Source organism: Bradyrhizobium sp. USDA 4541 (assembly GCF_024171085.1).
Lineage (GTDB): Bacteria > Pseudomonadota > Alphaproteobacteria > Rhizobiales > Xanthobacteraceae > Bradyrhizobium > Bradyrhizobium australafricanum.
Window position 1 is genome coordinate 4,278,291 of sequence record NZ_JALJZF010000001.1, and the last position, 14,060, is coordinate 4,292,350.

Consider the following 14,060-nt stretch of genomic DNA (forward strand, 5'->3'; position numbering starts at 1 on the left):
CCTTTCGCGCCAAAGGAAGATGTCGAGTTCGCCGGTTTTGCAAGTCGATCGGGCAAGAGCGCGCCGGCGAAGCCGTTTACATGCCGGTAGAGTCGAACGACATCGTGGCCATAGCCCCTCGTGTCATGCCCGTTCACGAGCAACACCGCCTTTAGATACTTTTCGAGCGCATGCACCGCGAGCCAAAGGAAATCGGTGTTCAGTCGGTTGTTGGCACACCAGCGGGCGCGGTGACATAGTTCTCGTCCGCGGTCCGCACAAAGAGCTCGCGGGCGAGGTTGTTCTTCGAAGCCTGGACGCTCACGAACGCGCCTCGTTCAGAAGCTTGCGCAGGTTGTTGAGAATCGCGCTTTTCATCGCCTCGATGCTGACGCCTCGCAATAGGGCAAGTTCAGCTACGGTTTGGGCCACGTCGCGTGGTCGCATGGGACGTCCCTCCACCTCTACAAACGGACCGTCAGTTTCGGTGATCAGGCGATCTGCAGGTAAACCGGCGACCAGCTGACGGTGTTTCGGCGACCGGAGCATTTCGCCGCTCACGGAAAAATAGCAGCCCAACGCGACGGCCCGACGCGCTTCTGCTGCCGTTCCGGTGAACCAGTGCAACACAACACGGCTCCGATCCGGCGGCAACTCGCGCTCGACATGGCCCAGGACCTTTCCGACCGCGCGCACGCTATGCACTGTGAGCACCTTGCCTCCCTGATCGGCACAGGCTCGCAGGATCCTTACGAAAACGCGTTCTTGGGCCGGAAAGCTCCGGTAGAAGCGGGGTCCCGCATCCAAGCCGATCTCGCCGACGTAACGAGCGTCCCGGAGATAGTGCTCGAGGAGCGGCAGCTCGCTTTCGCGTTCATCGAAAAGCTGTGGATGGAGGCCAAGAGCCACGCGCACGTGGTCGGATCGCGCTGCCAGCTCGCGGTTGCGAAGCCATGCCTTGGGTGTGGTGGTAACCGCAAGCGTTGCCACACGCTCATGATCACATTCGGCGATCAGCGCCACGTGATCTTTGTAGAGGTCAAGATGGCAGTGGAAGTCCACCCAACGGGCAGGCCGGTTCGGAGAAGTTGTCATTGGGGTCGCGCCCGTACGCCCTGCAGCAATCGGCCGACCTCTTGCAGCCCTGCGACATAGACGGCCTCATAGTCCTTCAGCCGGTCCGAATGATCAACCAGTGGGCCTGGACGATGAATATCGAACCGAGCTCGGTCGGGGTGCTGAGCGAGACGTGATAGCATAAGTTGGAAGGATCGCACATGCTCTCCTTCTGCCCTTTTTGTGTCGAGCACTCGCGCGCGCAGGTCAGCGATCCGATAGGGCGTGTCGTCGACGCCCCAGGCTTCGCGGCCGTCCAATGATGGATTGGAGCGAGGGTTCAAGTTCTTAAAGCAGTTAGTAGGCAGCGTGTGCACCGGGACATCAAAGAAATCTTGCGACACCGGCGTGAGCAGGCTGAACGTGCCGCGGTGTTAGCGGCTGGCCGAGGTTTCGGGAGTGGAATGATTTCGCTCGACAAGGCAGAAACCTGCGACGAACAACTGTCCAGAGCTGGTTTTTGAAACAGGCCGCAGCACTGCAACTAAGCGGGTGCTATTTTTTACGCCACGATACGCGCTTGCGTTGTTGCTCGTGCTGTTCGAGCTAGTAACTCCGCCGAGGCTGGATGCGCTCGCGGGCACGGGCCAGACTGAAAAATTTCCAGTTCAAACTGATCTAGTTTTGGGAGCGCTTAACAGGGCGCAAACGTCATGGCGACGGCATGTGCTTCTTAGATTCTACTGTACCGTAAAACCATGCTACTGTAAATTGAATCCAAAAACTGAAGTAAGGTCATTCGGAGAGTGCCATAGACGGTTTGCAACCGGATTTCTTCAGCACGGGTAACCCGCAAATCAATATCGGCTTTAAGCTAAACGTCGGCGGCATGCACGTCGCAACATATCTTTTTAAGTGCTTTGATGTCGATGCTTTCCAACCTCAAGCATCGTTTAGTGAACTCGTCACGCAGGCGATTACATCCACGAGAACCTCCGTAGATGAAATTCCCGACCGCGTGGAAGACGTTCAGGTCACCATCGGTGACTCGATCTCGACAATAGGAGTAACCACGCGAAATCCGCTTCAACTCCGCCTTGACGGTTTTATCTTTTTCGATGGGTGGGTCGAAGCGACAAGAGGGTGTCCTTCGGCGATTCTAAGCGGCACATGGACTCGAACTGTTTGACAGCTACAACTCTATTTGGCGACGCAATCCTTCGCAAAGCGGGCATTCGACAGATCACCCGCGACAGCTAAACGCCACAATGTGCCCCATGCCCAGCAAACACGACGTTGCGATTTCATGCGATTCGCCGACGGAAGTTTGGCAATGATCAGTCGGAAAAAACATCGAAAAACCTAGCGAAGAGTCTGACCTCCAAGCCAACACGATGATTCCCCTCTCCAAGTTTTTCAATGAGTTAGCTCGTCAAGAAGTTTGATTCAAGCGGCGCAGTTTGATTCCGACAAATGTTCACTTAGTGCTTGCTACGTTAATTTTGCACGCCGCTTGATGCGGACCGTAGGGCCGCAGCGATGGCCCTTCTCCGCAGCGCTTCTTGAGCTATCGCGGAAGTTGACATCGGCCGTTCTCGCAGATACGCGGAGCAACGCAAGCTGGGCTGCAAATGAGTGGATCGCGCTCGAGAGCGAGTTTGATGGTTACGACTACGTCATCGCTAAGCTTGATGTTGAGCGTCCGGTTGCCGACTGCAGTCCGCGCAAGATCGAACGACAGCGTCAGGCGGTCCGCTGCGGCGCTCACGATGCGAATATCGGTTACATCGGTTGCCGGATTGACCTCGAGCTGCGACGCGTTCAGCTGGGCGAGATTGATAAAGGAGGGCGATGAAGTGATTGTGAGGGTGGGCGACGTCCCCGCCTTGATCTCTCTCGGGAAAATGGTGATCGACTCAGCATTAGCCGCCAGACAAAATAGTGAGGCGAGAATGACCATGATAGGAGCAATCACAAATCGAGATTTCATTCTGTTCGTCATTTCGAAGGTCCTCTTACATTGCCTAAGGCATTTGTTTGATGGCTTGCAGACGAGGCGACGTTGTGCACGCCGCGATATGTATTTGGTCAATCCTGACAAGTGTTGCCGTAGAGCATCAGTGCCGGCCCGAACGTATTGGTAGTACGGCAGAAGGCCTGTGCGGGTATTGTAGACGCCGGCCTTCCGGGTTCCGTATGGCATTCGGTCAAAAAACAAGGGGAACGCTGCAGGATCTCCGTGCAGTCGAATCCTGTATGCCGTACCGGCTCACATACCTCCCGGTCCGGCGTGGCGGGCGTCGTCAATGGCGGAGGCGGTGATTTTGGATCGGTTGGACATATTCCGGAAACAAGGGATCGCTCCGTTCCCTGCATGATGAAAGCGAGATCGGCCTTGTTGTTGCCGTGCAGGGAGCTGCGCAACGGCGCCGCCATTGTCTGCAAGGTTCGGATTTCGAGATTCCGGAACAGGAGCTGCGAGGAGAAGGAAAATTCGGTGGCGATAGAGCTTGCGCCAAATGGCTGCGGCGGTATGTCCCCGGTTGGAACCGAGAATCTACCTTGGCCATCTCCTTGCAAGAGGAGGATTCCAATCTTTCCGTCCCGTATCACCGGAGCTGCGAGCGCGGGCCGTTCCGCGCCAAAGCCCGCGAGCACGTAGGCGGGCTGAGCGCCTTGAAAACTCGGATTGCTAGGCGAGGTTATTACCGGCGTCGAACTAAAGAGCTCGTCGCCATTGTTGACAAAAACCTTCAAGGTCATGTCGCGATCGAATGTGACGATATCGTCGAGTTTGTTGGACGCGCCGGCAGTGGCAATGTCGCCGACCAACAGCGAGTCGACGTTTCCGGCTCCGACCGAGAACCCGCCGTTTGAATTGTTCGCGGGCCGAAAATTGCCAGCCTCATCGATATTGAGTAGATAGAGGAATCGACTTGCATTGGCGTCACGGACCAGTAGATCGGTCTTGTGATCCGGTCTGAGGCGGTCCGATGCGACTATTGAGCTTGGCGCGAAGTCGAGCGGTTGAACATTTCCCTGCGTAAAGCGGCCAAGGCCGTCGTTGAATAGAAAAGTGAGCTGGCCACTGGCAGCGTTCGGATTATCGCTGGCGATGACGATATCGATCGGTTTTGCTGCGCCTCTGAAACGACCGGTTGCGATCGCACGGGGCCGACCGATTCCGGTCAGGTTCAGTTCGGAGCCCGGCCTGAAGCTTCCTTGACCTTCGCCAAAGAAGACCTTCAGCAGCGGCTGTCGCTGAAGGCCGCCCGTCTCATCGACAATCGCGATTGACAGAGGTCCTTGAGGAGTGAACCGCGCGGCAGTAATAAGCCCCGGGGTGTCTCCTGCCAGCACAGTTTGCCTTCCAAATGTCCTCCCGAAGCCGCCCGCACCATTGCTTGGCAAGACAGCCAGCACGTTTCGATCATTCACCTTGGTGACGAAAGCGATATCGAGCAGCGGGTTGTCGCCGTCGGTAGAATGGAAGTCTCCGGACACGAACAGCCGATCATCCGGCCCGAGGTCCGTCGCGACGCGCGTTGGCTGGACAAAAGCACCTAGACCGTTTCCGGTAAAAACCGACACCTTGTCGAGGTTTGGAGCATTGATTGCCGCAATACCCATGGGGGGCGACCCGTTGGGCCTGCTCCGGCCGAACCGGCCTGCTACGAGCGCACGGGGGCGTATCCCGGTGGTTTCGGGAATTGTGAACCAGGCGAAATTGGCATGAAAGCCGGGATCGGGCGCCGGTGCGGCGCGGCCCTGGAAAAACCGAATAGTGCCGTCGGCCGTGCTTGCAAGGTCGCCATAAGTGGAGACGATCAAATCGACCGTGCCATCATCATCGAGATCCACGATCCTGATCGAACGGGGCTGGGCGCCGAGATCGAAGGTTTGCGCAGGAGTATTGCGAAGCCCTCCATTGTCTTGACCAATCAGCACCGCGACCCTGCCGATGGCATTCCCTGATGGCGTGTGATCCAGGTAGGCGATTGCAAGGTCACGGAAGCGGCGTCCAGCGGAGCCTTCCGGCAGTCCGGAGAGATTGGCAGCCGCGATGCGGGAGCCTCTGCTGCCGACCTGTCCGACGGGCAGTACGGGCTTGCGATCGAATGTCCCTGCACTGTCCCTGGACACGATAGCAACGCCGACCCGGAGCGCCCCTCCGATATTCTCGGTGACGCCGATAGCGATGTCGTCGGTAGTGGAAGGGCCCGAGAATCTTCCGGTCGTGATGGATTCCGGAATGCCTCCGATGTTTGCAACAGATGCGGCTGCCGGCGCGAAGGTGCCCGTGCCGGTGCCGAACAATATCGTGAGGGAAGTGTTGCCCCTGTTGGCGACGGCCACATCAAGCCGGCCATCCCCGTTGAAGTCGCCGGTTGTGATAGCGACCGGGTCCGGCCCGACCGCAAAGACGGACGGTCCACTGTCCGGCAAACCATATTTTCCGTTTCCATCCGGAACGAACACCTGCGCGCGGCCATTTTCGCCCGGCCTGCTTGTGACCGCGACGATGCCGTCGAAAGCAACGTCTTGTCGAAAACGTCCGCTCGCCATAACGACGGGAGGGCCATCGAGGGTAAGCACCGCGCCCGGAAAGAGCGTAAACGTTCCGTCCTCGTTGCTGCGCATAAGTTCGACAAAACCTTCGCCGCTCTTGGCCGCCAGGCCAAGGGCGATGTCGCAACCGCAACCAGCCTTGATAAAGGTTCCAGCCTCGAGAGCCGTCATCACATCGATCTGAACGCCCGGTCTTGGCAGCGGCGGACTGAATGGCGAGGCGGGTGGAATGCGGAAGGTGGGATTGGCGCAGAGATTTTGCGATCGGCCGTCTGTCGAAAACGTTCCGGTTAGCAGAGTGATCGCGATGAGTGCCTGCGTTATTCGAGATGCCAGCATGGAAACATTCTCCGGTCGGATGCACTGTTGCGCACTTCAGAGGTGCTCTCGCTCCCCCTCTTGACTTCATTCTCCGGGATCGTCCGTCACGGATATGATATCGGCATAGACGAGCCTCCGGCTTGGTCCGCCTGTTGGTTCACTGGACCAGGCTTGGCCTGGCGGCGCATCGTTTCGTGGGAATTGTTCGAATTCCTTCACCACAATTCGCCGCTCCATGTCCGCGACCACCGGAAGAAAGATGTGACCCTTCCAGAGCGCCGGCTCCGGACTTGTCTCGAGAACGGGCACGACGGTGCTGCTGCGTTTCCAACCAAGGTCCTTGTCACGAGGATCGTCCAGGCCGCCGAGGGCGCGCTCTTCGATGCTTATCTCTATGCTGTAGGTCAGGTGCGAACCACTGGAGGGGGCGGCTGCCGGGGCACTGGTCCCGGAGACGGCAATATCGAACCGGCGCTTGTTCAGCTGGTCATCGATGCTGCGGGCAATCGAGACGGTGCGATCGGGGAGGAGCTGGTACAAGCCAGCTTCGACCACGGGCGATAGTTGCATTCGCGGCAGCGAGTGCTCCTGGAACCGCGCGAGCTTCAGTCCGATGAACTGAAAGTACTTGCCGGTCACGTCGAATGCGAGGTCCGCGTACCAGAGACCCAGTACGGGATCGTGATGCACCGGAAAAGGAAAGACCTGGACATTGGTCCCGTCGACGGTGGTGGCGGTTATCGGTTGCGGGCCCTTTGGCCTGATTGTATCGGAAGCACCGGAAGACGACGTCGCATGTACAGGATCTGCACCTGCGACGGGCTCACCGATGATGGCCAGCGACTCTCCCTCACCCGTGACGAACCAATAGCGTCCGAGATAGACCCGCAGCCATCCACCGGTCCGCGCACTTGATGTGAACTGGAAGTTTCGCTCCAGTTTAAAGGCGGGAATGATGCTCGTGATCTCGAGGCCGGGTGGGCGCGCCGAATTTTGGACGATGACGTCCTCGAAAGTTGACGTGCGAACAATGCTCGCGGTGTCCTTCGTGATGCTTTCGGGAAAGTACTCCTTGAAGCGCGTTGTCGCGACGACCTGATAGGTTATGCGGCGGTGTCTTGTGTCGCCGAACTCATGCCGTGCCAGCCAGGATCGCGAACGCGCGTCTTCCGCACGATCCGGCGCGTGGAATTCGAAGCGATCCGTGCCCTTGAAGTAGCTTCCGATCGGGACCGGGTCTCCGGCGAGGCTCGGAGGCGGCTGGTCGAGATGGATCGGCATTTCGAGCACGTGGGTCTGGATCGAGCGAGTGTCTTCAGTGTCCAGCAGCGGCTCGTGCCACGAAGCCAGTAGATCGAGCTTCTCCGTGCTGCGGCCATGAATTCTGAAGCTTCCGGCAATATTGGCTGCGGTCTGTCCGGGAAACTTTCGCGCCGCGAACGGAGTGCTTTCGTTCTCGTTCTGCGGTTCGATCAAAGGCCGCTGCACGGCATGCACCAGCGTGATCTTGCGCGCCGGACTCAGCGCGGCAAGCGCGCCATTCTGTGCCATGTTCATGAATTCGCGATTTGCCGCACTGGCACCGAGCCTGTCCCACCAGAAATGCAGCCCGAACAGCTCCACGTCCTCCGCTGCGGGATAGGTGCTGATCCAAACCATTTTCACCTCGGCCGGTGCCAGGCGGACGGTTAAAAGTCGCACACCATTCACTTCCGACCATTCCGGCGCCGCTCTAGCACCTGGATCCAGGCCATCGAGCCGCAGGCGGAAGCAACGAAGTTCCGGCCACTGTCCGTTCGCCGGGAAGCCGATCTTTGTGATGAGACCAAGTTCGTCGATTGCCCTCTGCGGCAGCAGCTGATCCTGACCGGTCTTTGATTGCAGCTGGCTCGGATTTCCCGGACCCGTGGCTTCTGCGAGGATCAAGCTCTCATTGTTGTCGATCATGCCAGGCAAGCCAAACAGCGCGGCGCCCTGCGCCAGGGGATCTGGCAAATATGGCAGCCGCAACTGCTCTTCGTAGTGGACCACGTATTTGCTTTTTGGTTGGCCCAGCAGTCCGGCAGCGGAGGCGGCACTCGAGGTGTTTACGTCGAAAGAGCCGAGCCCATGAAGGATACGCGTTTGTGCCCCTGTAACGGGATCGGTGCGGACGATGTCGGGGAGGTCCTCTTGCAGGCCGCTGTCAATATTCGTGACGAATGAATCGCTGAGCGAGCCGGGGCCTCGCCGACAGACGTTGAAAACCTTCTGCGGGTTCGCTGCAGGTCCGAACGCAGCATCGAGCCGACCGTGAAGCTCGGCCATGCCTTGCGACGATCTCGGCGGAACGACATGTCGCTCGGTGAAGCTTTTATATCTCTGGTCGCGGAGGCCGCTGGCATAACTCGCGGTCGTGGTTGGCGGTCCGTCGCTGCGGATCACCAGGATGTCACCCGACTCACCTTCCAGCAGTTCTTCCCGGGGCACCAGGACCGGGGATGTGATTGGCTCAAACCGCCGGAAAGGCATTTCTTCCGGCCGGAGCGGAAGATGAAGTTCCGGTCGATGATTTGCCGCGAGCGGAACCATGACGTTGTTGGTCGCGTCGTCGGCGGAGAGGCCGTTGCCTGCCAAGTCGACGGTTCGCACGCGCATCTGATAGCGGTGGCCGAAGCGTAGCGACGGGAGCGTCCCAAGGGGGGGCGTCATTGTTACGTCTAGATTGAGGATGCCCGCAGGCGGGACAATCGGATCCTGCTGCTCTGGCGTCAGCGCCATTGGATCGGCCGGAAACGGGACCGAAAGACCCCAACCCTGCCAACAGCCATAGGACTCGTGAATATAGACAGGGTTGGCCTCTCCCGAATTTGCCCTTGGATCCTGCGCCAGCACCGGCTGCACGAAACCTTCATCGTCGTGTTCCTTAACGATGTCATTCTGACCATTGCGCTTGAAACGGAAGGTGCCCTTGCGTTGGTGCAATGAAAGCCACGGCTGATCCGCAAGGATGGGTTGTTGTCCGCGCGGAAAACGGCGGACATCGATTCGGTATCCGCGGACGAGATCTTCGGAAAATAGGACGGCGCGTCGGCCGGCCGTTCGATCGTCTTCATGGCCTAGTGCCGTCGCAACGCCGGCCATCAACTGATCGGCCTGTCCGGTCCGAATCAGAGTGAAGCCGCTCGTGCGAATGACCGGCGGAGCTGCTTCGGACGCTGAATTGATCAGACCGTTCGAATTCTGTTCATCCCTGACGATCGCTTCAATGGCGTTGACAATCTTTTTCATGGCGCCGTCGACGTCGACTGTGATGATGTCGAACTGCAGGTCCTCCGCCGGTGGCGGCCGGCGAAGCAGGCGCAAGTTCAGCAAACCGCCTACAATCTCGAGTATCGAGGTTGGATCCGGCGGCTCGGCGGCTCGTCTCGGAGCGGCCACAAACACCGGAAACGGCAGCGGGCTGGTGACATCGTCATCGAGAATGTATTTGGTGACGGGGGTGTAGTGGGCAGCGCCGTCGGAAGGTGAGGAAAACCGCGGTCGGACCCTGAGCTGGCGCAAGGACCCTATCGGCGACTTGGGAACGACCGCTGCGTCGACCTGCAGATCGATGACCAGCCCCAAACGGCGCAGCAGCCAAGGATAGTCGCCGAGCGCCGACAAGATCCGGTGGAAGTCGATATCTTCGACAGGATTTTTGCGGGCGCCAGCGGGGGGCGCAACCTGTTGTTCCGCCCGTCGGCTGGAACGGCGATGAAAGGCGGCAAATTGTGCAAATGCGTCTTCGGTCTGGCCGGTATTCGGCACCAGCGGAACGACTTCGCCCGGCGCCGCCGATCGCGCGAGCACACCAGCGATCTCGGTCGCGTGGGCGAGCTTCTCGTCGAATGTAAAATCGCTGTCAATTTTTAGCAGTGACGTGGCGAGTTCGCGATGTACCTGGCCGAGTGCGGCGGCGCCCCTTGCCGCGTTCAAACTTGCGCGGATCGCGCCCACACGTTCCGGCCCATCGGGCTCGACCGCCTGAACAAGATCGGCGAAATTTCGTTTGAAGGTCGCTCTATCGGCAGGGCGGAAGGGAGCCTCCCCGCACATTTTGCCGTAGCTGGTGCTCAACTGAAGCGCGATGGTGCCGGTCGGATAGGTCGCGATAGGTTTTCGAATTCCTTCCAGCTTCTGCGAACGGACAGGCGTCGCTTCCGAGAACAACGCTCGCCATAGATCAGAATCGGGGGGATCGGCGGAAACGATCCTGGTCGGGAACGGGCGGGTCTCGTCGTCGTCGACGATGAGGTCGAAGCCGACGAGGCTTTGTCTCAGATGCGCGGGCCAGTCGACGAAATTCGGGAATGATCCCAGCACACCGGTTGCCCCACCATCCAGCCGCAGCCGCGGAGAGACAACCACAGACAAGTTGAGGTTCTCGCCGGTTGGAAGGCGCTTGCGGCCGTTGGGCAGCGTGGTCCAAATGATTTGCTGCTGTGACATGGCCGAATCCTCACTGCGCTCAAGCAAAGGCGCTGCAATACGTCACGAACTGATCCGCAGTCATTCCAGGCGCTTGGGTGCGGGCCGCCATGACGATCGGCGCCGCTAGCACGAGGGACTCTGTTCGCCCACCGATAGTCTCTGTCGGTGCTTCGCCAAATGCCGGAATTTCCTTCTTGATTTCAAAGCTGAAACTCTCGTGGAAGAACAGCAGCTTGACGCCGACCGTCAGTCGCCCCGTGCCGAAGAGCACCTTCCGTTCGCTAACGTAGGTCAGCGCGATGAAGACCTCGATCGATACACTGATCAGTCCGAGTACATCGACAAAGCCGCCGAGACGGAGATGCCCTTCGATCAGCAGGTTGCCGTTCGATATTGACAGATAGATGCCGGCCAGCAGGTAGACGCCACCCTTGACGACAATCAGATTGAGTGCGGCGACGCCGCCAAATTCCAATGCTGCCTCGATCCTGACGCCGCCATCGGTGGAAACCTCGAGCGCGAAGAAGCGGGTTCCACCAAAGATCGAGACGGAAACCAGGAAGGGGTCGTTTCGCTCGGAAAGCGCGAACCGTACGGCAGCCGGTTTGTCGGGGACAAAGCTAAGCGAAACCGATGTCGAGACGACAACATTCTGGATGTTCAGCAGACCGAGCGGAATCGCGGGAAGGGGGATTGCATAGCGTACCACCACGCCGTCGGGGAGCGTCTGGACGGACGCGCCCTTGGTGAGATTGCCCAGCGGCAGCGCGGTCTGCAGTTTCTGGACGAACGTCAGATCGCCTCGGAAAGCGATACCGCGCACGCCGAGTTTCAGGTCGACTTTCCGTGCAGCTTTCGAGATGAATTCCAGCGCATCGAACTGCACTGCCAGCACGTCTTTTCCCAACAGGCTGAATGAGAGTTCGAAATTTCTGAGCGCGCCGTTGACTTCGAATGCTGGCGAGTTGCCGCTTGCAAACTTGCTGATCCGGCCTTTGAGAACGAGCTCCATATTGCCGAGCGGTTTCAGGGGAGCTGGAAGCGTTCCCTTGATCGTGGGTTTCCAGACGAAGCGCGTTTCGTCGCCGCCTGCCGCGGCAGCGATCGTCGTCATGATGGGCCGCGGCAGGAAAAAGTTGGGATTATTGTCAACCTTGTCGTAGATCTGGCGTACGTCGCTAATGGTGAACGGCGCGACGTTAGTCTCACCTTCAATGATCGAAGCCAGACTGATGAAGCCGAGGAGCTTTGTGTCCTTGACGAGCTCATCGGCGCGCAGCATCCCGCCGTCGACCTTGGACACAGGTCCGGTGAGACGCGACAAGCCATCTATGGCTGGAAATGTCGGTGCCGCCAGGCCGCCGGCCCGTTCAGGCGGAATGGTGATTCCGGGAATCGGCTTGAGCTTCGCGTAGACGTGCCGGCTGTCGAAACCATTGGCGAGATAATTCGGATGATACTCGACCTCGGTGGCTCGCCGCTGCGCGGCAGGTGTCGCTGCTGCGGTCGTTCCGACCATCTGTTCAAGCGCGGGAATTCGGGCATCGGCTTTTGCCATGAACGGCAGGAACGCAGGAACAATGTTGCCGCGCAGCTCGGACGGCAAATTGACCCCAAACGTCAATGACTCGACGTTGAAGCTGGTGTCGCCGAGGCCGTCATGGTTCGCCGTCATCGCCATGCGCTGGCCGTCCAATGAAACGACTGACAGGCTGATAGGCTGGCCGGAGAGCGAAGTGCCGGACGGGTCGGTATAGCGCCGCTTGACCTCGCTTACTTGCTCTTCGGCGGTAGCCGCCGGCCCTACGGGCACGAACAATGCAGTCGCACTGCAGTTGATGCGATTGCCGGTGCGGTCCACCAAAACGAGATCGACCTGGATGGGAGCGTCGTTGCTGTCGATGTTTCGCGGCGCGGAGGCGATGCGAACTCTGGTGAACGGCATTTCACGCCCGGCTCCGGGATAAAGATCGCCCAGCGCTTCGTAATCTCGCTCGATGTCAAGAATCGTTAGAATCTTTTGCGTCTGGACGAGTTCTGCGACCGCAATGCCGAAGTGCGAGGTAAACTTGCGCTCCACGACGGTAGCAATTGTCGCCCGGTGACCGAACGGGAATATAAAGCCTTGTTCAAGCGTGTAGACGTAGTAATCGCGTCCGAGCTCCGCATTGTGCTCCCATGCAGCTAGGCTGATATCTGGAACCGCGACCCAGTTGCTCTTGAGTTTCGCAGTTGTGCCGAGTGATGTGAGCCTGAGCAGAGACGACGCGACGACATGTGGATCGGGGTTTCGCCGGGAAAGCTCAACGATGTTATCGCGATTGAGTTTTGTCAGGGAGCTGGTGAATGGGCGCGCAGCCGCTGCAGTATCCGCGGAATTGGCAACCGCCTTGAACAGGATGGAATCGCCGGGCGAGGGGGCTTGCAGGGTTGTATGCCAAAGCTCGGTAACGCCGGTCTTTGGCGAAGTGAATGATTTCGACCGGTGCACCGAGCGTATGAACGGCTGAGGGGTCAGCAGCAACCGGTCTGGAAACTCGATCACGGTTGCGGCGACGGCATCGGCCGATTCAAGTTCGGCGTCGTTAAGCTGCGCCAGCAGTGCGTCGAGGCGGTAGTCGACGTGAGTAAAGGAGTCAGGCAGGCGCCAGGCGAGGCGGCTCGGTCCGGAAAGGCCGGCTGGATATGGAAAATTCGGGGTTAGGCTATCCCGTGCAACTTGTTCGGCAATACTCTGTGGTGGCAATCGAATAACGATGAATGCCGGCCCTGCCGCAGCGCGCTCCAGCCGTTGCGCTCCCGTACTCGATGTGAGAAGCGCTAGATTCACGAACTCGAATTGGCAGTGTAAGAAATCCTCTGCCCTGATGATTGTCTCGAAGAGGCTAGACATGAATCATCCGCTCCGTCTGTGCAATCGGTGGCGGCTCTGCTGTTGCTGCTCCGGTTGCGGCATCTGGCGGCGAACCAAAACCAAAATTATAAGCCGCAGTCGCAGCGACATGCGTTGAAAGAAACTCCTGGTGCGGTCCTCGCGCGTCCTCGATTGGAGAGCAAGTGTATCGCATCATTCACAGGTTGTATTGTGAAAAACCTCACAATCGTATGCAGCCACCTGGCTGCGTAGTCAAACGTTGCGCCTCGCGTCAAAGCCCCCTTCAAAACATTCAATCAATAATTTTCGAAAGCAATGTCGGCTACTTCACAATCAGTCCGGGAAAGAACGACTACGCTTGAGCTTGGGCCGTGGGTTGCGCCCCTTAATTTTCGCAATGTACGACAGTTGCTGCGTTGGACCATTGTTGGGTCTTAGGAGACGGTCATGGCTATAGTGGTGCAATTGCATAACGCGGATTTAGACGATCTCTTCGTGAGCGTGCGGGATTTGAATCTTGCCGGACAGCCGTTCATCGTCGACGGACTGCGTCTGCCAGAAGATCAGCTTTTTGCGATCGCGGTACAGGAAAATACTAGCGGTTCCTCTGGCAACATTTTGTGGCGCGTCGCGCGTGTCAGCGATCCGGACAGGCCAGCGGAGCGGTCGGTTGAAGTGGAGGCGGCCACCACCGTCGACTTGTCGGCCAACTTTGAATAATTCGACGTCAAACGTCGGAACAACAGCCCTGTGCCCCGCCGGGACTAAGTAAATTCGTGAATGCCGAGGCCCGAATTCTCGCATGATG

General features: G+C 58.6%; 7 protein-coding genes. 2 read left to right on the top strand and 5 right to left on the bottom strand.

The genetic code is table 11. From position 1 onward, the window contains the following. Positions 1 to 300 precede the first annotated feature (300 nt). Complete coding sequence (gene qatD, locus J2R80_RS20060) at positions 301 to 1,074, bottom strand: Qat anti-phage system TatD family nuclease QatD (protein ID WP_253639258.1); 774 nt, start codon at positions 1,072 to 1,074, stop codon at positions 301 to 303. A gap of 781 nt (positions 1,075 to 1,855) precedes the next feature. On the opposite strand from qatD, the gene J2R80_RS20065 reads away from it, so the two are divergent. Continuing rightward, complete coding sequence (locus J2R80_RS20065) at positions 1,856 to 2,224, top strand: hypothetical protein (RefSeq protein ID WP_253639259.1); 369 nt, start codon at positions 1,856 to 1,858, stop codon at positions 2,222 to 2,224. Between the two features lie 378 nt (positions 2,225 to 2,602). On the opposite strand, the gene J2R80_RS20070 is transcribed toward J2R80_RS20065, so the two are convergent. The 4 genes from J2R80_RS20070 to J2R80_RS20085 form a co-directional block, all read right to left on the bottom strand. Next, on the bottom strand, positions 2,603 to 3,037 hold the full coding sequence (locus J2R80_RS20070; protein ID WP_253639260.1) for a hypothetical protein: 435 nt from the start codon (positions 3,035 to 3,037) through the stop codon (positions 2,603 to 2,605). Positions 3,038 to 3,123: 86 nt separating this feature from the next. After that, positions 3,124 to 5,943 (bottom strand): VCBS repeat-containing protein, encoded by a 2,820-nt coding sequence (locus tag J2R80_RS20075; protein ID WP_253639261.1) that lies wholly within the window; start codon positions 5,941 to 5,943, stop codon positions 3,124 to 3,126. Between the two features lie 66 nt (positions 5,944 to 6,009). Next, positions 6,010 to 10,395: a hypothetical protein gene (locus J2R80_RS20080; protein ID WP_253639262.1), complete on the bottom strand. Its 4,386-nt coding sequence runs from the start codon at positions 10,393 to 10,395 to the stop codon at positions 6,010 to 6,012. Between the two features lie 19 nt (positions 10,396 to 10,414). Next, the gene (locus J2R80_RS20085; protein WP_253639263.1) at positions 10,415 to 13,270 is read right to left on the bottom strand and encodes a hypothetical protein; all 2,856 of its coding nucleotides are present in this window, start codon (positions 13,268 to 13,270) and stop codon (positions 10,415 to 10,417) included. A 429-nt stretch (positions 13,271 to 13,699) separates the two neighbouring features. Between J2R80_RS20085 and J2R80_RS20090 the strand changes: the two genes are divergently transcribed. Further along, the gene (locus J2R80_RS20090; protein WP_253639264.1) at positions 13,700 to 13,972 is read left to right on the top strand and encodes a hypothetical protein; all 273 of its coding nucleotides are present in this window, start codon (positions 13,700 to 13,702) and stop codon (positions 13,970 to 13,972) included. Positions 13,973 to 14,060 lie beyond the last annotated feature (88 nt).